This is a genomic window from Aeromonas sp. R4-1 (genome assembly GCF_040908325.1).
GTDB lineage: Bacteria > Pseudomonadota > Gammaproteobacteria > Enterobacterales > Aeromonadaceae > Aeromonas > Aeromonas veronii.
This window is the reverse complement of sequence record NZ_JBFODM010000086.1, coordinates 38817-57451: the sequence shown is the minus strand read 5'-3', so window position 1 is coordinate 57451 and position 18635 is coordinate 38817. Positions and strand designations below refer to the sequence as shown.

The following is an 18635-nucleotide window of genomic DNA, read 5'->3' as shown; positions in this document are numbered from 1 at the left end:
AGGCAGACGGGCAGCCATCAGGCTGCCCGTCTTGTCTCTGAACTGGAAAAGAAAATATCTAAAGAGAGACGTTAGCGTCTCGCCTGCCAGGTGGCGATGGCGAGCAGGGAGTCAGGGGTAAATTCGCTGGCACGCTCGGCAATCTCGGCCAGGCTCATCCAGTGCACCGCGCTCACCTCTTCGGCCTGCAACTGCAGCGGCCCCTGATAACGGCAACTGAAGAGGCCACCCCAGACCCGGTAGCCCTCCCCTTCCGCATAAAAGCTGCCAAAGCCCTGCAGGGGAACATCCATAATCCCCAGCTCTTCGGCCAGCTCGCGGCGGGCGGAGCGCTCCATCTCCTCACCGGTGGTGACCACGCCACCGGCGCAGGCATCCAGCATGCCGGGGCAGAAATCCTTGCTGAGGGTGCGCCGCTGCACCAGGATCCGATCCGCGTCGTCGAGCACCAGAATATAGCTGGCACGATGGCAGAGATTCTCTCGCCGCACCTTGGCTCGCTCGGCCACGCCAATCACCCGGTTATTCCCGTCCACCACATCAACCCATTCCACGCACAGGCCCTTTCGTTTGTTCCATTCAAGCCCGCAGTATATCGGTGCGGTGGTTTGTCATGGCACAACTTTTTCGATGACGCCGTCAATTTGCCGAACTCACTGGCAAAATAAGGATTCATGCAAATCTTTATAAACCGTCATATCAGTGTCATCGACCGACACCATAGTGTGCCCTGTCCAGGCAATCAGGGAACCGTGTGATGAAGGTATTCAAGCAGTTATCCCCACGGCAGATCGCTCGCTACATCAAGAGCTTTCATCGAGGCTATTTTGCCATCGAGTCGCTGGGGACATTTGAATTCAACGCGGGCAGGATCAGCCTCCATGGCCTGACCTGCCGCCAGCGGCTAAGACTGGCTCGCCAGATCAATCTGGCTGTCAGACAACTTGGTCACCGCGACCCCTTGCCGGACATGTGAGTCAAAAGGTCTTGCCCTACTGTCTGTTGTGCATCCATGCTTTGCCCGCCGGCTACTGGCCGCGCGGGCCGTTTTCGATATCGGTAATGATGCCGTTGCGCACCGTCACAAAGCGCATGAACTCGTTCTTGCCGAAGTTGTAAGTCCAACGTTCACCATATTTGACCTGCACCATGTTGCCAAACTGGTTCTCCTCGTTACGGGTAATATCTTCCCGCAACATGGGCTCGCCGCACTTGAGCAGCATCTCGGCGGTGCTGTCACCCTCGCTGATCAGGGCGTTCTTGCAGCGCATGGCATCGGCACTGGCCGGAATGCTCAGCAGCAACAGAGCAAGCCCCGCTACATTCTTCATCTTATTGCTCATCGGGTTCTCCTTATCCTCTCTAATGAGTCGCAGTATGCCTGTTCCCGTTTCTGAAAAAACCAGTAAAAAGCGTAAAAGTGCCGCCCTTTTCTGCTCTCCAGCCCGCTGGTCGCGACAAATGCTGTCTATCACATAGCCCAAAAACAAACGGCGACCCGAGGGTCGCCGTTTGCATCAAGCCAGCAGGATCACAGGATGTCCAGCAGCTCGACTTCAAATACCAGTGCAGAGTAAGGCGGGATGGAGCCCGCGCCACGGGCACCGTAGGCCAGATCGTGGGGGATGTAGAGCTTCCACTTGGAACCAACCGGCATCAGCTGCAGCGCTTCAACCCAGCCAGCAATCACGCCGGTCACCGGGAATTCAGCCGGCTGGCCGCGAGCGACGGAGCTGTCGAATACACCACCGTGGGTGAAGGTACCGTGGTAGTGCACACGCACGGACTGACCGGCTACCGGAACGGCACCGTTGCCTTCTACCAGCACTTCGTACTGCAGACCGGAGTCGGTCACCTTCACTTCAGCGCGCTTGGCGTTGTCAGCCAGGAAGGCTTCGCCGTCAGCAGCGGCGGCCTTGGCGGCAGCTTCCTGCTCTTCTTGCATACGCGCAGTGATCACCTGGAAGGCATCATTGATATCGTCACGGCTGACCGCGAACTCCAGACCATTCAGGGCATCTGCCAGACCTTGTTGCAGAGCCGGGATATCGAGACCGGCGAAGGCTTGCTGCGCCAGCTGATCACCCATGTTGCGGCCGATGCCATAGCTGGCCTTCTGTTCGATAGAGTCGTATTGGGACATTGAGATGTTGCTCCAGATCCATGTAGTAAAGAGGCGGGATAATATCAGACTTTTGGCCGGGGTGCTGCCGGGGGCGCCCCTGATTTCCCCGTCAGTGGGAGGAACTTCACACAAGATGCGGATGAACGCCGCCCAACGGCGGCGATCTGCTTAACCGCGATCCAGCAAGGCTCTGACCGCAGCCACCTTGGCGCCATCGGTGATATTGACCCGACCATCATCCGAAGTGCCCATATTCACTCCGTGCGGCACCATGCCACCGCGCCAGCCCATGCCGGACATATGCACTTCGCTCACTCCGGTGAACTCGATGATGGTACGCACATTGTCGGCATTGACCCCGGCGCCCGGCATCAGGCTGGCTCGTCCCGCCAGCGCCTGTTGCATCTCTTGCAGGGTTTCCAACCCAGCCAACGCGGTCGGCGCATGGCCCGAGCTTAAAATGCGCTCGCAACCGGCAGCGACGATGGTCTCCAGATCGAGGCGCCAGTCGGAGGAGAGGTCGATGGCGCGATGGAAGGTGACTCCCAACGGGCCAGCGGCATCCACCAGCTGTTTGAGCTTGGCAGCAGGCACCCGCCCCTCCTCATCCAGCAAACCGACCACCACCCCTTGCAGCCCCGCAGCGCGTGCCGCCGCGATATCTTGCAGCATCATCTCGAACTCGCCGTCATTGAAGCAAAAATCTCCGGCCCGTGGGCGGATCATGGCGTAGACCGGCACAGTAGCGTGGCGGGCAGCCAGCAGCATAAAGCCGTAGGAGGGAGTCAGGCCGCCCAGACCCAATGCAGAGCAGAGCTCGATGCGATCCGCCCCGGATTGCTGGGCGGTGAAGAGGGATTCCAGGTTGTCGATACAGATTTCAAGACGGGTCATGAGGACTCCTTTTTCGGGGAGATCAGACCCCACATCTGATCTCATAGATTGAGCAAGGCTGCGCCGCGCACACCACCAGCACCACCGAAGCGGGCCTGGCGGATCTCGGGCAGGGCGACCCCGGGCAGTAAGTGACCGGGCAGACGCAGCGGCAGCTGTTCATAGAGGGCGGGCAGGCCGCTCAGGCCGCCCCCCAACACCACCACCTCGGGATCAATCACCGAAATGGCGGTGGCAAGCCCGGCGGCCATGATCTCCAACCAGCAGTCGACCGTCTCGACCGCATGGGGTTCATGGGACTCGAAGCGTCCCACAATCTGGTGACCCGTGGCACGTTGGCCATGGAAATGGTGATAGAGACGCTCCAGACCGGTGCCGGAGGCATAGGTTTCAAAACAGACCAGACGGCCACACCCGCAACGGGGACGGGGCAACTCGGGATACTTCATCAGCATGGTCGCGGGCAAGGGGTAGTGACCAATCTCGCCAGCCAGCCAGTTGCGCCCCTGAATAAGCTTGCCCGCCAGATAGACGGCGCCGCCGATACCGGTGCCGATGGTGACGCCGAGCGCACTGCCTGCGCCGTCGGCTGCCCCTTGATGCACTTCGGACCAGAGGAAGCAGTTGGCGTCGTTATCCACCTTGACCGGCCGCTCCAGCAGCTCGGCCAGATCGGCCCCCAGATGGCGACCATTGATGGAGGGCAGATTGGCCGCCACTATGCTGTGATCGTGGCTGTTGATGACACCGGGAAAACCGATACCGACCGAGCCCCGAGCCCCGAAGCGGGCATCCGCCTGCTCGACCCGGGAGCGGATCAGCTGCTGCAACCCCTCGTAATCGTTGCCCGGGGTACTCATGCGCTCCTCGTGGCAGAGGTTCAATGCACCGTCATAGACCGCGAAGGCGATCTTGGTGCCACCGATATCAAAGCCGTAATACATGCCAGCACTCCCTTGTCAGCCCGTGTTTATCCAACTCTGTTTCATGGGGGACATTGTATTAATTCGCAAAAAAAATAAAGTGACCGGGGGCGAAAAACGGGAGAGTGATCAGAGCAAACGGCTCATTTGTCGCTGCAGGCAGGGCTGCCCGAGGCTTATCAGGGTTCGCTCTTCACCATCAAAGACGAAGCCGCGGCGCAGGTAGAACCCCTCGCCGATGTGGTTGCCATCGAGCAGCCACAATCTGACGCTATGACAACCGGCGCGGCGCATCTGCATCGCCACCGCCTGCCACAGCCGTTTGCCATAACCTTGTCGCCAATGGTCGGGATGGAGGTAAAAAGCGCGGATCAGGGCATGGCTCTGCCCCGCTTCCTGTTGTGGTTGCCAGTAGAGCAGGCCAATCACCACCTCATCGAGACAAAGCAGCATGGGCCTTGGGCCCGGCTCGGCCAGACGGCTCTGCCAAATCTGCAGATGGGCGGTGACGTCCAGCTGCTCCAGCAGGTCAGCACCGAGCACCTGGCCATAGGCAGCGAGCCAGCTGGCTCGCTGCATCACCGTCATGGCGGCGGCATCGTCGCTGCGCGCCATGCGCAGGCTTATGCCTTGCATTGGGGCACCAGACCGTTGGCGCGGGCCTGCTCATAGAGCGGCAACACTTGCGCCTGTTGCGCCTGCAACTCGGCGATCCGGTTCTCGTTGCTCGGGTGGGTGGAGAGCAGTTGCGGCGGGGAGTTGCCACCGGCGGCGGCACTCATGTTTTGCCACAGGGGGATCGCCTCGGCCGGATTGAACCCGGCACGCGCCATCAGCTCAAGTCCGAGCCGATCCGCTTCGCTCTCCTGAGTGCGGCCGTAGGGCAGCATCACCCCCACCTCGACCCCGAGGCCAAGGGCGGCCATGGTGGCGCCGCGATACTCGCTGGTGCCCATGGCAATGTCCGCAGCCGCCAGACCGATCCCCGCCAACTGGCTGCGCGAGAGTCGTTCGTTGGAGTGCTGGGCCAGCACGTGAGTCAGCTCGTGGCCGATGACGGTCGCCAGCTGATCCTGATTCTTGGCCACCTTGAGCAGGCCGCTGTAGACCCCGATCTTGCCGCCGGGCAGGGCGAAGGCGTTGACCTGTTTGGAGTCAAACACCACCACTTCCCAGTTGGTGATGCCATAGCTGGCCGGCACCTGGGCGGTCACCGCCTTGGCGACACAGGAGACATAGGCGTTGAGTTTGGCATCCTTGCTCACCTTCTCCTGCTTCTTCATCTGCTCGAAGGAGTCGGCGCCCAGCTGGTTCATCTGCTGGGGAGAGTAGAGCAGCATCTGGCTGCGGCCGGTCGGCGACTGGGCGCAGGCGACCAGCAGGGAACTACAGAGGGCTACCATGCCAAACTTGGTGAGGGACGCAATCATGAAGGGATCCTTTGCCATAACGTTGCCCTATTCTCGGAAATGCCGCCCGGCTACGCAAGGGAGCCAGCCCCCGGCTGGCGGAAAAATATCCATCCTGCGCTATTAACAAAACTGACAGCCGCCAAAAACAAAACGAGCCCGCTTGGGGCTCGTTTTATCAGGGCATGCTGACTGCAGGCAGTTACATGATACCCAGCTTTTTCAGGTCAGCCTGTACCACCTTGGCCGGCACCGGCACGTAGCCATCTTTGGCAACGATGTTCTGGCCTGCTTTGGAGAGCATCATCTTGACGAACTCTTGCTCCATCGGGGAGAGCGGCTTGTTCGGATGCTTGTTCACGTAAACGTACAGGAAGCGTGACAGCGGATACTTGCCGGTGATGGCGTTATCGGAGGTCGCTTCGATGAAGGTCTTGCCATCTTTGGAGAGCGGTACCGCACGCACGCCGGAGGTGACATAACCGATACCGGAGTAGCCGATACCGTTCAGGGAGGCAGAGACAGACTGCACCACGGAAGCAGAACCCGGCTGCTCGTTCACGCCGCTCTTGAAGTCGCCGTTACACAGGGCGTGCTCCTTGAAGTAACCGTAGGTACCGGATACGGAGTTGCGACCGAACAGTTGCAGATCCTTGCTGGACCAGTTGCCATCCAGACCCAGATCAGACCACTTGGTGGCAGCCTTGGCTTCGCCGCACTTGAGGGTGCTGGAGAAGATGGCGTCGATCTGCGGCATGGTCAGCCCCTTGATGGGGTTGTCCTTGTTGACGAACACCGCCAGGGCATCGACTGCAACGCGGATGGCAGTCGGCTTGTAGCCGTAACGCTTCTCGAATGCTTCCTCTTCACCAGCCTTCATGGCACGGCTCATCGGACCGAACTGGGCAACACCTTCGGTCAGGGCAGTCGGGGCGGTAGAAGAACCGGCGGCCTGGATCTGCACGTTGACGTTGGGGTACAAGCGCTTAAATTCTTCGGCCCACAGGGTCATCATGTTGGCCAGGGTGTCCGAGCCGACAGAGGACAGGTTGCCCGAAATGCCGCTGGTCGGTGTGTAATCCGGCAGGTCTTTATCCACACCGGCAGCCAGGGCGCTGACAGAAAACAGGGTTGCTGCGGTGAATCCGATTACACCAGCCAGTTTGTTGAGTTTCATCCAATCTCTCCAAAGTTACAGAAGGTCCGTTCTTAAGACGGCGCCAGTATCTGACCTGGCAGTGACAAATTTATGGATTTAATGTGACACTTTAATGACATGACGACAGATTTGAACAAATGAAAAGAGGGCCCGTTCAAAGGCCCTCTTTTTGCAGCTAACTCATTGCCATAAAAGACTATTTAATCACCACCATACGGCTCGGGATGAGAAAGCTGAAGCGGCTGCCAAGGCCGACCCGGCTCTCGATATCGAGCTGGCAGTCATGATGACTGAGGGCATGCTTGACGATGGCAAGGCCCAAGCCTGAGCCGCCGGTATGGCGCGAGCGTGCCTTGTCGACCCGATAGAACCGCTCGGTCAGCCGCGCCAGATGCTCGGGGGCAATCCCCTCCCCTTCATCGCTCACGGCAAACAGCGCCATCGCCCCCTGCTTGCGCCACTCCACGGTAATTTTTCGCCCCGCCGGGGTGTAGTGAATGGCGTTGTAGACCAGGTTGGAGACGGCACTGCGCAGCTGCTCCTGATCCCCGCGCACCAACAGATTGGGCTGCACCACAAATTCGAGCTGGTGGGCCCGTTCGCCCGAGAGCGCTCGCGCCTCCTGCTCCAGCAGCCCCAGCATGGCAGGCATGTCCACCAGATGGGAGAGATCCACGGTCGGAGCCGCCTCGATACGGGAGAGGGTGAGCAGCTGATTGACCAGATTATCCATCCGGATGGTCTGCTCCATCATCACCCGATGCGCCTTGGCCCACATGGCGGGCGGGGGCGGTTCCTCGGTCATCTCCAGATAACCCTTGAGCACGGTCAGCGGAGTGCGCAGTTCGTGAGAGACGTTGGAGACAAAGTGCTTGCGGGTCTTCTCGAGACTGCGCAAGCGGGTGACATCCCGCACCACCAGCATCGCCTGATCGGAGGCGTAGGGCATGATACGAAACTCAAGAAACTTCTCCTCATTGACCGGGGAGTGCATCTCGAGGGGCTCGTCATACGCCCCCTTGCCCAGATAGGCGTTAAAGGCAGGATTGCGAATGAGGTTGCCGATATGCTGGCCGGCATCCTCCGGCCAGCGGAAACCGAGCAGTTGCTCCGCCAGCCGGTTGCACCAGAGGATGCTGCCATCGGTGCGAAACACCACGGCGGCATCGGGCAGCGCCTCGGCCCCCTCCCGGAAGCGGCGGATCAGCCCCGCCAGCTCGCGGCGACGGGCGCGGTGACGCTGCTGCAGCTTGTAGATACCGTTGAAGATGTACTCCCAGCTGCCATTGCCGCTGGGGGGCACCAGGCTGCGGTCGTGCCACAACCAGTCAGAGAGCCGCTTCTGGAAGCGATAGTGCCAGCCCAGATGCAACACGGCCGCCACCAGCAGGCAGAGGGCAAGATGATCAATCAACCAGCCAACCAATGCGAAGGGGGCGTAGAAAAACGCCATTCGCCACAACTGTCGCCGCCAGGCGTAAGGTTGCAACATAACTGCCTCTAGAGACGGGTTGAGAAGCGGTATCCGGCTCCACGCACCGTCTGGATCAATCTGTCGTGCCCTGTCTCTTCAATCGCCTTGCGCAGGCGACGAATATGCACATCCACGGTTCTGTCCTCGACGTACACATTGGTACCCCAGACATTATTGAGCAGCTGTTCACGGCTGTAGACCCGCTCGGGGTGAGTCATAAAGAAGTGAAGCAACTTGAATTCGGTCGGCCCCATGTCGAGCGCCTTCTCTTCGGCACTGACCCGGTGGGAGACAGGATCGAGTTTCAGCCCCTGCACCTCGATCACCTCATCCACCGAGGTGGGCGACACGCGGCGCATCACCGCATGGAGGCGAGCGGTCAGCTCCTTGGGCGAGAACGGCTTGGTGATGTAGTCGTCGGCTCCGGCCTCCAGACCACGCACCTTGTCCTCCTCTTCACCGCGAGCGGTGAGCATCACCACCGGGATCTGGCGCGTCACCTCATCCTGCTTGAGCTGCTTGATAAACTGGATGCCACTGCCGCCCGGCATCATCCAGTCGAGCACGATGAGTTCGGGGTAGGGTTCGCGCACCTTCGCCAGTCCATCGGCGTAATCTTCCGCTTCAATCGTCTCATATCCCTTCTGCTCCAACACGAAGCAGAGCATTTCGCGGATCGGTGCTTCGTCCTCGACCACCAGAATTCGCTTAGCCATTCCCTTCTCTCTCCTCTGTGAAGATGGGTGCGCCAATTATTAGAATTTTCTGTGACACTTTTATGACTTTATGACAGGCGGGATGATAAACGTTTTCAGATTCAGTTGGCAGCAGTACGTTGCAACAAGTCCCACCGGTTGCCGCTGATATCCTCAAACACCACCACAGCGCCATAAGGCTCGTCACGAGGCTGTTCACAAAAATGAACACCGTACGCCTGCATGCGCTGGTAATCCCCCCAGAAATCAGTGGTCTCGAGGAACAGAAATACCCGGCCACCGCCCTGCTGGCCGATGGCGGCCTGCTGCTGCGCATTGGCCGCTTGAGCCAGCAGCAACGCGGAACCGGGGGCGCCTTTGGGGGCAACCCGCACCCAGCGCTTGCCCGGTTTGCCCGGTTCATCAAGCCGGGTGTCCTCCAGGAGCGCAAAGCCAAGTCCCTCGGTAAAAAAGCGAATGGCCTGATCGTAATCAGCCACCAGCAGGGTCAGCGCCCCTATGTGTTGTGTCATAACTGCTTGCTCATTTGTTGAAAGCGATATTGGAATAAAGCACACGGCATCTCGACGCATCGCAGTCAGTGGCTCGCAACCCGGTTGCGACCCTGCGTCTTGGCCTGATAGAGCGCCTCGTCGGCACGTTTGAGCACCTGCTCTGGCGACTCACCCGCACGCTCAGCCACCCCGAACGAGGCGGTCACCCGCAATCCGGACGGCCAATGGATATCAGCCTCCAGGGTAGCGCGCAACCGCTCGGCCAGCGCACAGGCCCGCAGCTCATCGTAGTGAAGGCAGACCAGCACGAACTCCTCACCGCCCCAGCGCACCAGATGGCAGAGCGCATCACAATGGCGCAGGATCTCGCTGACCAGATGCTTGAGCACCTCATCACCCACCGGGTGACCGTGGATGTCGTTGATCTGTTTGAAGTGGTCAACGTCGATATAGATGAAGGAAAACGACAGATCAGCGATATCGGCCAGCAGTCGCTCACCACCAAGCCGGTTGAAAGCACCGGTCAGTGGATCATAACAGGCCTCCTCACGGGTGCGGCGATTCTCTTCGCTCAGGGTACGGTTCAGCACCTCCACCTCAAGCTTGGCCTGATGGGCATGCAACAAACGCTGCTTCATGGCGAGGTGGTTAACCAGAAAGACTGCACAGCCATAGATAAACCAGACAAACAGGATCAACCGGTAGAAAAGGGTAGGCTCAAGCCAGTTGCCATGAAACTGCAGCTCCTCGATCACCACGCCATACTCACCCGGCGACATATATGACCCCGCAGCAATCTCGATGGCGTAGACCCGGCTCAGATCAGGCCCCTGCAACTGTAACGGCACCTTGTAGCGCTTGATCCACCAGGTTCCCGGGGTAAACACGTCGAGAGGCACCTCGTGGTCCTTGCCGTAATCGGCAGGGCGAAAGATGATTTCGTTGAATTTGGACTGCAACGGGTCATCCATCTTGTCGACAAGCTGATTGTAGTTGCGCAAGTAGAAACGCCAATCCTGCTCCTCGCCCCCCGTCACGCTCAAGCGGATATGGAGAGTGTTAAATCGGGCAAGATTGATACCCTTTTCGCGCGCGGTCAGGGTGAGAACCAGACCACAGCTGGGATAACTCTCGGGGCTCGCAGTCAGTACACACTCTACGCCGGGATTACCATCGGCCGAGGGACGGTAACTCACCGCTTCCGGTGCAGCATCCACCGCCTTCAACACGCTTACCGAGAGCGGCCACTCCTTGATATCAAGCACCCGCTCGGGGCCAAACTCGAACAGCAGGATGGAGCAGCCAGTCAGCGCCAGCAAATACCAGAACAGCAACTCGGCAAAACGGGAACTGGAAGCGATCATGCTGACCCCATCGCGTCAATAGGAATACCCGTACAACTGGAACAGGCGGTGGCACCGGATAGCACGCGATAACAAGCCACTATGATAACCCCGTGAATCACAAAAAACATGCCACTTATCAATGAGTTCACCGCTCTCTGTCACGTTTTTAAAGCGCAGTGCCAACCCGCATTGCCGACTGCTGGCGATAACGCTGGGGGGAGCAGCCCAGCTCCCGGTTGAACATGGCGATAAAGGCCGAGGTGGAGCCGTAACCGAGCCGCCAGCTGATCTCCTGAATGGGCATGTCGCCCTTGAGCCAGGCCAGTGCCTTGAGCAATCGCAGCCGCGCCCGCCACTGACCGAAGCTCATCCCCAGCTCCCGCAGGCAGCGCCGCGCCAGGGTGCGCTCGGTGGTGTGCAGTTGTCCGGCCCACTGAGCCAGAGTACGGGGATCGGCAGGATCGCTGTGTAACGCCGCCAGCATGGGAGCCAGCAGCTTGTCCTGACTCATCGGCAGGTAGCTCTCCTGACAACGGGTGCACGCCAGTCGCACCACCAGCAACTCGGCCTGACGCTGATCCCACTCATCCACCATATGGCTTACCCGCCGTTCGCAAAAGTCGCTCAGCAGGGCGCGGATCAGCGGGGTGAGCAGCAGCAATCTGGGCTCTGGCGGCAGCTTGGCCGCCAACTCGTGGCTGACGTAGATGGAGGTGTAGTCGAGGGTCTGCTCGTTGTAGGAGGTGTGGTCGAGATCCGCCGGTACCCAGATAAGATAGTCGGCAGGGGCCACCAGTCGCTGCTCCCCCAGCTCTATCTCCATGATACCCAGGCTGATCATGTTGAGCTGGCCCCAGGGGTGGGAGTGCAGCACGGTCGCGCTGTCGGCCAGCATCTGTTGGTAACTGAAATAGAGCGGATTGGGAGCGGGCAGAACGACATCTACCGGCTGAAACTGGTGAGTGGCCATCAGCGTCCCTTGTCAGCGAAAAAGAGGAACAGGCGTGATGCAACGCCCTGTTGGCTCGGTCTCCGGCACAGGCCAAAAGCAGCCATCAGTTGCGGGCAGACGCTGCCCGTGTGGGCCGGAATAAGGTGCATCAGAAAGAGTTGTCTTTTCTGCTGGGTCAGCTGTCTGTTTTACGCTACTTGATAATATAAAGACAAGGGTAGACTTGGCCCCCTGTTAATAAGGAGCCTCTGATGCGAATCTTTTCCCCTCTTCTCTTTCCGCTGATGGCGGTGCTGATCTGGGCTACCAATACCGTGGTTTCCAAGGCGGCCGCCAGCGTACTCGACCCCGCGGCTATCTCCTTCTATCGCTGGGTGATTGCCGCCCTGGCGCTGACCCCCTTCTGTCTGCCAACCCTCTGGCGGCGACGCAGTGAGGTTCGCCCCTGGCTCGGCAAGCTGCTGGTGCTGGCGGCGCTCGGTATGGTGCTCTACCAATGCCTCGCCTATTACGCCGCCCACAGCACCTCGGCTACCAATATGGGGGTGATCGGCTCCCTCATTCCACTGCTCACCCTGCTGCAAGGGGCGCTCTTCTTCGGCCAGCGTCCCGGCAAACAGGCACTGCTCGGCATGAGTATCTCCCTGTTCGGGGTGCTCTGGCTGCTTGGCAAGGGCGAACCACTGGCCCTGCTCCACAACGGCATCAACCCGGGGGATGGCATGATGTTGCTGGGCTCCGCCAGCTACGCCCTTTACGGCCTCTTGATCCGCCGCTGGCAACTGCCGTTTGGCCCCTGGCTCAACCTCTATATGCAGATCCTGCTGGCAGTGCTACTGCTGGTGCCGCTCGCTCTCAGTGCCGACTCGATGGCGGTGCCGGCCGAAGGGTGGGGACTGGTGCTCTTCGCCGGGCTCGCCTCCTCCCTGCTGGCGGCCTACTGCTGGATGCGCGGCCTCGCCTGCATGGGCGCCGAACGCACATCGGTCTTTATGAACCTGATGCCACTCTGTACGGCGCTTATCGCCGTCGTCGGGCTGGGCGAGCCGATCCACGGCTATCACCTGCTGGGTGGCGGGCTGATCCTTGGCGGGGTGATGGCCTCCCAGCTGAAGGGGCGCGCGCCGGTAGCTGAACGGGAAGCCGCCTGAGAACCAACATCGTCCGGAAACAACAAGGGAGCCCATGGCTCCCTTGTTGTTTCTGCAATGCACGCCAGTGCGCATCTCAACCGGCCCGGCGCCAGCGGTAGCGCCGCTCCGGCCGCCCCCGCTGACCATAGTTGAGATCCACATCCACCCGGTCTTCCGACTCCAGATATTCCAGATAGCGGCGCGCCGTGGTGCGGCTGAGGGAGAGTCGCAGCGCCACCGTGTCGGTGGAGAAGACGTTCTCCGGCTCACCCGCCAGCAGATCCAGCACCTGACGCAGGGTGATGCTGTCGATCCCCTTGGGAGTGACGCGCATCTCCTTGATCTGGGAGCGCCCCCCCTTGCCCAGCAACTTGTCGAGATCTTCCTGCTCCAGCCGACCTCGCTCGCACAGACGGCTATGCAGTTGCAGGATCTCGTCCAGGCTCTGCTGAATGCGAAACAGCCGCAATGGTTTGATGACGTAGTCATGAACCCCCAGGTTGAGGGCCTGCTGGATGGTCTCCACATCCCGCGAGGCAGTCACCATGATGACATAGGCTTCGCGGTTGTGACTGCGCAGGCGGCTCACCCACTCAAGGCCGGAGCCATCGGGCAGGGAGACATCCACCAGCAGCAGTTGGGGCACCACACCGGCCATCATGGCATCGGCCTGGGCCAGGGTGCCGGCCCGCCCCAGCAGGGAGAAACCGGGTGTCGCCGCCACCAGTTCTGACAAGATGGCACCGATCCGATCGTCATCTTCAATAACAAGCGTGATTATTGGGTCCATGGCTCACATTAATTGGTTTTTATTCAAGTAGATACCAAACAGGGTGGTCTGCTCGGCGGTTCGCCGCCATTCTATCACACCCTCGTGCCGACCCACGGTCTCCTTGACCAGGAACAGACCCACCCCGTGATCGCCGCTCTGGCGACTCACCCCGTAATCGAACAGATGATCGGCCAGCTCCTCGTCGACCCCCTCGCCGCTATCCTCCACCTCGATCACCAGTCGCCGCCCCACATCGCACAGAGAGAGCAGCACCCGCGGCGGCCGCTGCTGGCGGTTGCGCCAAGCCGCCTGCAGGCCGTTGTCCAGCAGGTTGCCAATGAGGGTGATGAGATCGGCCGAAACCGAAGCCGGATACTCCGCCAGCGCCGAGTCGGGATCGAGTTCCAGGGTCACCCCCAGCTCGCGAGCCCGGCTGAACTTGCCGAGAATAAGCCCCGCCACCGGCTTGTTGTCGATCAGCCGCAGCAGCTCCTGCAGCATGGTCTGGCACGCTTCGTTCTCCTGCTGGATCAGCTCCACCGCCTGATCCACATGGCCCAGCTGCAACAGGCCGGAGAGGCTGCTCAGCTTGTTGGCAAACTCGTGGCTCTGCATCCGCAGCATCTCGGCATACTGGCGCAGGTGGGTCACCTGCACCCCCAGACTGGCAGCCACCTCCGGACGGCTGAAGATCAGCAGCCGCCCCGGTGCCTTGCCCTGCACCGCCTGCCAGCGACCGACAAAGGACTCCCCCTGAATGGTAAAGCTCACCTCGCCCCCCTCCTGCTCCAGACAGGGGGCAAGGGGCGGCACCAGCTCCGCCAGCGACTGCCCCTGCAGGGCATGGCGCCCGGTGACCGGCAGCCGCAGCTGATAGCTGGCGGTGCTGTTGATCATGTTGATATTGCCGCGGCCATCGAGGGCGATCACCCCTTCGGTGATGTGCTCCAGCACCAGATCCTGCAGGGTGAAGCGGCGCACGATCGCCTCCGGCTCCAGATCGAGCAGGGTCTTGCGCAGCAGGTATTGCACCCAGAGTGCCAACAGCAGGCCGCACCCCAGCACCGCCACAATGGCGCAGATGAGCAGGGCCACCCGCTCCATATAGATGCCCTCCACCTGCTGCATCAGGTAGCCAACCACCACGGCCCCCATGACGCGCCCATCCCCGCCAACCACCGGGGAGAAGCAGCGGATCGCCGGCCCCATGGTGCCCCGATCCTTGGAGCAGTAGCTGCGCCGCTCCTGCAGTGCGGGCCAAATATCCTCGCCGCGGAACTTCTGCCCCACCAGCTCGGGGTTGGGGTGGCTGAGGCGGCGACCATGCTCGTCGGTCACCACCATATAGGTGGCGTCGGTGCGGTTGCAGACGGCCTCAACGTAGTCGCGCAGGGTAGGATCACTGCCCTGACGCAGAGCTTCGACCACCCGGGTATCCGCCGCCATGACCCGTGCCAGATCGCTCCCCTTATCCTGCAGATTGCTCTCCAGCAGATGGCGGATAAAGAGGGCCAGCAGACTGCCCAGAATGAGGATCAGCAGCAGGGAGAGCCCAAGAGAGAGGGTGACCAACTGGTGGCGAAGTTTCATGCACATACCTTAAAACGTCAGGACGCTGCCCAATAGTGCGGATGCCACCAGGTCTGGTCAATCAAAGGTGCCGGATCACCGGCAAAATCGGCCAAACCCTCCTCACGGGCGCAGAGCGCTACCGCTCTGGCGACGGCGCGAGCCACCTCCCCCACCTGTTCGATGGGAGGCAGCAGCCGACCCGCCAACAGCGGATAGGCACCGACCGCCCGTACCGCGGCCAGCAACATGCCATCGCTGATACGGCGCGCCTTGACGGCGCAGGCTCCGAGACCAATCCCCGGGAAGACATAGACGTTGTTGCACTGGGAGACCACCCGCCGCTCACCGGCCACCGTCACCGGCGCAAAAGGGCTACCGGTAGCCAGCAGGGCGCGGCCATCTGTGGCGGCCCACACCTGCTCGGGGGTGGCCTCGGCGCTGCGGGTCGGGTTGGAGAGCGGCAGGATCACCGGCTGATCGCACACCTCCCCCATCGCCTGCAACACCTCGCCAGTAAAGAGGCCGCCCTGACCGCTCACCCCGATCAGCACCACCGGGCGAACTTGACGGATGGTCTCCAGCAGCGAACTGCGCCCCTCCTCCACGGCACGGGCAAATGGCTGTTGTGCGCGAGTCAGGTTGGGACGATCGCTGCAGACCACTCCGTCCTGATCAAACAGCCAGACGCCGTTGTGACTCCCCGCCAGCTGGGCCAGCATGGCGGCGATGCCGCAACCGGCAGAGCCCGCCCCGACGATCAGCACCGGGGCATCGCACAGGGCGGTCCCCGCCTGTTGCAACCCGGCCAGCACGCAGGCAGAAGCGACCGCCGCCGTGCCCTGAATATCGTCGTTGAACATGCAGAGCTCGTCCCGATAACGGGTCAGCAAGTTGGCGGCGTGCTTGCCGGCAAAATCCTCAAACTGCAGCACCACCTGCGGCCAGCGCTTGCGAATGGCGGCCACCACCTTGTCCATAAAGTGGTAGTAGCTCTCGCCGTCGATACGCGGGGATTGCCAGCCGAGGTAGGAGTCATCCTCCAGTAGCTCGGGGTTGTTGGTGCCCACATCGACGCAGAGCGGCAGGGTACGCGCCGGGTTAATGCCACCCGCGGCGGAGTAGAGCGCCAGCTTGCCGATACAGATCCCCATGCCGCCGATACCGAGATCGCCGAGCCCCAGCACCCGCTCGCCATCGGAGATGACGATCACGTCCACCTCCTGCTCCACCGACTCGAGGATGTCGTCAAGATCGTCCCTGTCATGCCAGGAGAGGTAGAGGCCGTGGCTGCGCAGATAGAGGTCACTGTGGCGCTGGCACGCCTCTCCCACCACCGGGGTGTAGATGATCGGCAGCAGCTCCGGCAGGTGGTGGCGCACCAGATCGTAGAAGAGTACGGGGTTGTCCTCCTGCAGCTGGCGCAGCAGAAGATGCTGGTCAAACGGACTCTGCATGGCACTGACCAATCGGTAGATCCGGCGCCGCTGCTGGGAGAGGGACTCCTCCTTATGCGGCATACGCCCCCGCACCCCCTGACGCTTGCGCTCGGCATAGGGCAGGCTGGTGCCCATCATGATGTCGTTCATCTTGTTTGTTCCTCAATCCGGTATCAGGCGAGCAGGGAGATAAGGGCGGTGGCCAAGATCAGCATCACGGCGCCGCCAAGGCGAGAGGAGATCTGGGCAAAAGGCATCAGCTTCATCCGCTGGGCCGCCGAGAGCACAGCCACATCGCCGGTGCCCCCCATGTTGGCCATGCAGAGTCCGCCGGTGATGGCCGCCTCGATGGGATAGAAGCCGATCAGCTTGCCGACCAGCGCCGCACCGAGGGCGCCACCGATCACGGTGACCATGACCAGCACGAAGTAGCTGATGGAGAAGGCGCTGATCAGCTCCGGAATACTGGTGTAGGCGACACCGATCCCCACCAGCAGGGAGGGAGTGAGGTTGCTCACCACAAACTGATACCAGTCGGCCGCCGCCTGCTCATAACGGCGCGGCAGCAGGCCACTCACCTTGATAAAGGCGACCGCCAAAATCATCAGGGCGAAGGGGTGCATGGGGATAAAGTTGCCAAGCAGGGAGCCCAGCACAAACATGCTGGAACTGATAAAAAGACCCATGCCCAGACTCTGCAGGGTCGGCGCTTCGGCCTGCTCATCGGCAATGCTCCGGCTACTCTCTTTAACCATCAGCTTGCCGTTGCCAGTCAGGGAGGGGTAACGGCGACCGAGCCGCGCCAGCAGGGAGCCCACCAGAATGGCCAGGGTATTGGCGATCACCACCGCCGGTACCATGCGCGACAAGAGATCCGCACTGGACATCTGCATCGGGCCGGAGAGGATCTCCACCAGAGGCACCGCGCCAGCCCCCATGCCGCCGCCCATGATCGGCAGGCCGATCAGCAACACCGCATTCTTGAAGCCATACCCCATCAGGGAGCCGACCAGCCCCACGCTCAGCAATGCCAGCGCTACGCCGCCAAGAATGACCGGCAGATAGCGCATGGCGGCATTTTTCAGCAAAGCGCCGCTCATGCCAAACACGGAGCCAGTCACCAGACTGGCGATAAAGAAGTTGAGAAAGCCCCCCTCCTTCATGAAGTTGGTGATGACCTGCCCCGCCTGCACCGGCAGCAGCTGGTATTCAAACAGAGCGGCGCCGCCAAAGATGGCGAGGATGGTACCACCCCCCAGATATTCACGGATCGGCATGATCCGCTCCCCCAGCTCGGTCAGCAGGGTGCCTAGCACGAACATCAGCGCCAGCGCACCGACCATGCCCAGCGGCAGCGAGCCGTTCCAGCCGGAAAAGAGAACGCAGGTCGCCAGCCCTAGAAATATAAAGAGCGGCATACCGGCAATTTGTTGGCCGCCCATAAAGGCGGCCTTTTCGTGTGTGGTTTGTAGGGGTAAGAGGTTTTTCATTGTTATGTACTCTGCGTGTGATTGTGACCGCTACTTTATTGATCCCCCTCGCCTCTGTCGGTTAGCCAGATTGCAAAGCCATATAAAAACATTAAAAACTTAAACATCATGGTGCCGCCAACGTGCGCTGCACAATAGAACACCAGACCATCGATGCCCTGCTCGACCAGGAAATAGGGCGATAAAACGAGCGAACCCAATGGCGGATATTGGGATGATCAGCAGTAATAACGATGCGATGATCTCTCCCCCTTCGGGGAAATAACAGAGCCAGATGACAAGCTCTGCGACCATTAATCGCCACAGATCCTGTGAGTGATAATCAGCGGGCAACGTCATCGCCACGACGCGAGTGCCACGGCATGTCACATCAGGGTTTAAGTCAGAGTGCAGGAAGCACGCACGATGAAAAAGGGTGAGGAGAAAGATGCAAAAAGGGGAGATTGAAATAGTGATGAGTCAAGCCAGCGAATACCAGAGCACTGGCTTGAACTCACAAGGATCACACACGGTCAGGTCTATTCTGCCAACAGCAATGGAATATTGGCGGGGTCAAAATCATGACTGATATCGGTACTTCTGATTGCGCCTTCCCGATTCACGCCATGGTGTGACTCTGCACCATATTCTCCATCACTCAACAGCGCTTCAATTGCCAGATACACACATCCACTGTCATATCCATCCACAACCCGTTTCCCCCCTTGTTTTATAACCCCATCAATATTAGCGGATAAAAA

At 60.5% G+C, this 18635-nt stretch carries 20 protein-coding genes; 2 read left to right on the top strand and 18 right to left on the bottom strand.

Annotated features, from left to right (window positions below; translation table 11 throughout):
- Positions 1-71 precede the first annotated feature (71 nt).
- Positions 72-554 (bottom strand): NUDIX hydrolase YfcD, encoded by a 483-nt coding sequence (gene yfcD / locus AB5Y90_RS15805; protein WP_021229132.1) that lies wholly within the window; start codon positions 552-554, stop codon positions 72-74.
- 203 nt (positions 555-757) lie between these two features.
- On the opposite strand from yfcD, the gene AB5Y90_RS15800 reads away from it, so the two are divergent.
- A complete protein-coding gene (locus AB5Y90_RS15800) occupies positions 758-976 on the top strand; it encodes a DUF1107 family protein (RefSeq protein WP_005338403.1) in 219 nt (72 codons plus the stop codon).
- A 52-nt stretch (positions 977-1028) separates the two neighbouring features.
- On the opposite strand, the gene AB5Y90_RS15795 is transcribed toward AB5Y90_RS15800, so the two are convergent.
- The 12 genes from AB5Y90_RS15795 to AB5Y90_RS15740 all read right to left on the bottom strand — a co-directional run bounded on the left by AB5Y90_RS15795 (position 1029) and on the right by AB5Y90_RS15740 (position 11510).
- Positions 1029-1343 (bottom strand): DUF2845 domain-containing protein, encoded by a 315-nt coding sequence (locus AB5Y90_RS15795; protein ID WP_368167208.1) that lies wholly within the window; start codon positions 1341-1343, stop codon positions 1029-1031.
- A gap of 188 nt (positions 1344-1531) precedes the next feature.
- Positions 1532-2143, bottom strand: coding sequence for an FKBP-type peptidyl-prolyl cis-trans isomerase (locus AB5Y90_RS15790; RefSeq protein WP_005338405.1), 612 nt, complete (start codon positions 2141-2143; stop codon positions 1532-1534).
- Positions 2144-2293: 150 nt separating this feature from the next.
- Positions 2294-3019 (bottom strand): copper homeostasis protein CutC, encoded by a 726-nt coding sequence (locus tag AB5Y90_RS15785; protein WP_100654276.1) that lies wholly within the window; start codon positions 3017-3019, stop codon positions 2294-2296.
- Between the two features lie 41 nt (positions 3020-3060).
- Positions 3061-3963, bottom strand: a complete 903-nt coding sequence (locus tag AB5Y90_RS15780) for an ROK family protein (protein ID WP_100654277.1) — start codon at positions 3961-3963, stop codon at positions 3061-3063.
- A gap of 108 nt (positions 3964-4071) precedes the next feature.
- A complete protein-coding gene (locus AB5Y90_RS15775) occupies positions 4072-4578 on the bottom strand; it encodes a GNAT family N-acetyltransferase (protein WP_100654278.1) in 507 nt (168 codons plus the stop codon).
- Positions 4566-5372 (bottom strand): M48 family metallopeptidase, encoded by an 807-nt coding sequence (locus AB5Y90_RS15770; RefSeq protein ID WP_100654279.1) that lies wholly within the window; start codon positions 5370-5372, stop codon positions 4566-4568. The genes AB5Y90_RS15775 and AB5Y90_RS15770 overlap by 13 nt, the downstream gene beginning before the upstream one ends.
- A gap of 181 nt (positions 5373-5553) precedes the next feature.
- Positions 5554-6528, bottom strand: coding sequence for a PstS family phosphate ABC transporter substrate-binding protein (locus AB5Y90_RS15765; protein WP_005338411.1), 975 nt, complete (start codon positions 6526-6528; stop codon positions 5554-5556).
- A gap of 178 nt (positions 6529-6706) precedes the next feature.
- A complete protein-coding gene (gene phoR / locus AB5Y90_RS15760) occupies positions 6707-8002 on the bottom strand; it encodes a phosphate regulon sensor histidine kinase PhoR (RefSeq protein WP_005338413.1) in 1296 nt (431 codons plus the stop codon).
- Positions 8003-8010: 8 nt separating this feature from the next.
- The gene (gene phoB, locus AB5Y90_RS15755; RefSeq protein ID WP_005338414.1) at positions 8011-8700 is read right to left on the bottom strand and encodes a phosphate regulon transcriptional regulator PhoB; all 690 of its coding nucleotides are present in this window, start codon (positions 8698-8700) and stop codon (positions 8011-8013) included.
- Between the two features lie 101 nt (positions 8701-8801).
- Entirely contained in the window at positions 8802-9212 is a 411-nt protein-coding gene (locus AB5Y90_RS15750) for a VOC family protein (protein ID WP_168176948.1), read from the bottom strand.
- A gap of 65 nt (positions 9213-9277) precedes the next feature.
- Positions 9278-10558: a GGDEF domain-containing protein gene (locus AB5Y90_RS15745; RefSeq protein WP_368167205.1), complete on the bottom strand. Its 1281-nt coding sequence runs from the start codon at positions 10556-10558 to the stop codon at positions 9278-9280.
- A 148-nt stretch (positions 10559-10706) separates the two neighbouring features.
- Positions 10707-11510 (bottom strand): AraC family transcriptional regulator, encoded by an 804-nt coding sequence (locus AB5Y90_RS15740; RefSeq protein WP_100654281.1) that lies wholly within the window; start codon positions 11508-11510, stop codon positions 10707-10709.
- 233 nt (positions 11511-11743) lie between these two features.
- On the opposite strand from AB5Y90_RS15740, the gene AB5Y90_RS15735 reads away from it, so the two are divergent.
- A complete protein-coding gene (locus AB5Y90_RS15735; RefSeq protein ID WP_100654282.1) occupies positions 11744-12643 on the top strand; it encodes a DMT family transporter in 900 nt (299 codons plus the stop codon).
- Between the two features lie 76 nt (positions 12644-12719).
- Here the strand turns inward: AB5Y90_RS15735 and AB5Y90_RS15730 are convergent, their stop codons facing one another.
- The 5 genes from AB5Y90_RS15730 to AB5Y90_RS15710 all read right to left on the bottom strand — a co-directional run bounded on the left by AB5Y90_RS15730 (position 12720) and on the right by AB5Y90_RS15710 (position 18584).
- The gene (locus AB5Y90_RS15730) at positions 12720-13415 is read right to left on the bottom strand and encodes a response regulator (RefSeq protein ID WP_005338420.1); all 696 of its coding nucleotides are present in this window, start codon (positions 13413-13415) and stop codon (positions 12720-12722) included.
- A gap of 3 nt (positions 13416-13418) precedes the next feature.
- Positions 13419-14987: a sensor histidine kinase gene (locus tag AB5Y90_RS15725; protein ID WP_069526286.1), complete on the bottom strand. Its 1569-nt coding sequence runs from the start codon at positions 14985-14987 to the stop codon at positions 13419-13421.
- A 17-nt stretch (positions 14988-15004) separates the two neighbouring features.
- The gene (locus AB5Y90_RS15720) at positions 15005-16555 is read right to left on the bottom strand and encodes an NAD-dependent malic enzyme (RefSeq protein WP_368167203.1); all 1551 of its coding nucleotides are present in this window, start codon (positions 16553-16555) and stop codon (positions 15005-15007) included.
- 23 nt (positions 16556-16578) lie between these two features.
- A complete protein-coding gene (locus AB5Y90_RS15715; RefSeq protein WP_368167201.1) occupies positions 16579-17895 on the bottom strand; it encodes a 2-hydroxycarboxylate transporter family protein in 1317 nt (438 codons plus the stop codon).
- Positions 17896-18413: 518 nt separating this feature from the next.
- Positions 18414-18584, bottom strand: a complete 171-nt coding sequence (locus tag AB5Y90_RS15710; protein WP_162838752.1) for a hypothetical protein — start codon at positions 18582-18584, stop codon at positions 18414-18416.
- Positions 18585-18635 lie beyond the last annotated feature (51 nt).

What these genes read in the sequence shown, in the direction of transcription:
- AB5Y90_RS15785 (WP_100654276.1), bottom strand. Translation starts at nt 3,019, where the DNA reads ATGACCCGTCTTGAAATCTGTATCGACAACCTGGAATCCCTCTTCACC.
- AB5Y90_RS15750 (WP_168176948.1), bottom strand. Translation starts at nt 9,212, where the DNA reads ATGACACAACACATAGGGGCGCTGACCCTGCTGGTGGCTGATTACGAT.
- phoB (WP_005338414.1), bottom strand. Translation starts at nt 8,700, where the DNA reads ATGGCTAAGCGAATTCTGGTGGTCGAGGACGAAGCACCGATCCGCGAA.
- AB5Y90_RS15795 (WP_368167208.1), bottom strand. Translation starts at nt 1,343, where the DNA reads ATGAGCAATAAGATGAAGAATGTAGCGGGGCTTGCTCTGTTGCTGCTG.
- AB5Y90_RS15765 (WP_005338411.1), bottom strand. Translation starts at nt 6,528, where the DNA reads ATGAAACTCAACAAACTGGCTGGTGTAATCGGATTCACCGCAGCAACC.
- AB5Y90_RS15770 (WP_100654279.1), bottom strand. Translation starts at nt 5,372, where the DNA reads ATGATTGCGTCCCTCACCAAGTTTGGCATGGTAGCCCTCTGTAGTTCC.
- AB5Y90_RS15780 (WP_100654277.1), bottom strand. Translation starts at nt 3,963, where the DNA reads ATGTATTACGGCTTTGATATCGGTGGCACCAAGATCGCCTTCGCGGTC.
- AB5Y90_RS15800 (WP_005338403.1), top strand. Translation starts at nt 758, where the DNA reads ATGAAGGTATTCAAGCAGTTATCCCCACGGCAGATCGCTCGCTACATC.
- AB5Y90_RS15725 (WP_069526286.1), bottom strand. Translation starts at nt 14,987, where the DNA reads ATGAAACTTCGCCACCAGTTGGTCACCCTCTCTCTTGGGCTCTCCCTG.
- AB5Y90_RS15745 (WP_368167205.1), bottom strand. Translation starts at nt 10,558, where the DNA reads ATGATCGCTTCCAGTTCCCGTTTTGCCGAGTTGCTGTTCTGGTATTTG.
- AB5Y90_RS15775 (WP_100654278.1), bottom strand. Translation starts at nt 4,578, where the DNA reads ATGCAAGGCATAAGCCTGCGCATGGCGCGCAGCGACGATGCCGCCGCC.
- AB5Y90_RS15790 (WP_005338405.1), bottom strand. Translation starts at nt 2,143, where the DNA reads ATGTCCCAATACGACTCTATCGAACAGAAGGCCAGCTATGGCATCGGC.
- AB5Y90_RS15735 (WP_100654282.1), top strand. Translation starts at nt 11,744, where the DNA reads ATGCGAATCTTTTCCCCTCTTCTCTTTCCGCTGATGGCGGTGCTGATC.
- AB5Y90_RS15715 (WP_368167201.1), bottom strand. Translation starts at nt 17,895, where the DNA reads ATGAAAAACCTCTTACCCCTACAAACCACACACGAAAAGGCCGCCTTT.
- AB5Y90_RS15720 (WP_368167203.1), bottom strand. Translation starts at nt 16,555, where the DNA reads ATGAACGACATCATGATGGGCACCAGCCTGCCCTATGCCGAGCGCAAG.
- phoR (WP_005338413.1), bottom strand. Translation starts at nt 8,002, where the DNA reads ATGTTGCAACCTTACGCCTGGCGGCGACAGTTGTGGCGAATGGCGTTT.
- AB5Y90_RS15740 (WP_100654281.1), bottom strand. Translation starts at nt 11,510, where the DNA reads ATGGCCACTCACCAGTTTCAGCCGGTAGATGTCGTTCTGCCCGCTCCC.
- AB5Y90_RS15730 (WP_005338420.1), bottom strand. Translation starts at nt 13,415, where the DNA reads ATGGACCCAATAATCACGCTTGTTATTGAAGATGACGATCGGATCGGT.